The following is a 508-nucleotide window of genomic DNA, read 5'->3' on the forward strand; positions in this document are numbered from 1 at the left end:
CGATGCCGACGCAAGTCGACTGACCGAAACCGGCGTCAGTAGTCTGCTTCACAGCTTCGTAGGTCAGGGTGCCGGAACGGGAAACGATACCGACCTTGCCTGGCAAGTGAATGTGACCTGGCATGATGCCGATCTTGCATTCGCCTGGAGTGATCACGCCTGGGCAGTTAGGACCGATCAGGACTACGCCCAGCTCGTCGCACTTGACCTTGGCATCCAGCATGTCCAGGGTAGGAATGCCTTCAGTGATGCAAACGATCAGCTTGATGCCGCCGAAGGCTGCTTCCAGGATGGAGTCCTTGCAGAAAGGAGCTGGAACGTAGATTACGCTGGCGGTGGCGCCAGTGGCAGCTACAGCATCTTTCACGGTGTTGAACACTGGCAGACCCAGGTGTTCGGTGCCGCCTTTGCCCGGAGTAACGCCACCGACCATCTTGGTGCCGTATTCGATGGCTTGCTGGGTGTGGAAACTACCTTGCGAACCGGTAATACCCTGGCAGATAACTTT

Annotated in this window: 1 pseudogene; it reads right to left on the minus strand. The window is 57.1% G+C overall.

What is annotated here, in order from left to right:
- Window positions 1–508 (minus strand): annotated as a pseudogene (locus ACIPL2_RS17685) (succinate--CoA ligase subunit alpha); the annotation flags it as partial.

Source organism: Pseudomonas sp. NPDC086251, assembly GCF_044746405.1.
Classification (GTDB): domain Bacteria; phylum Pseudomonadota; class Gammaproteobacteria; order Pseudomonadales; family Pseudomonadaceae; genus Aquipseudomonas.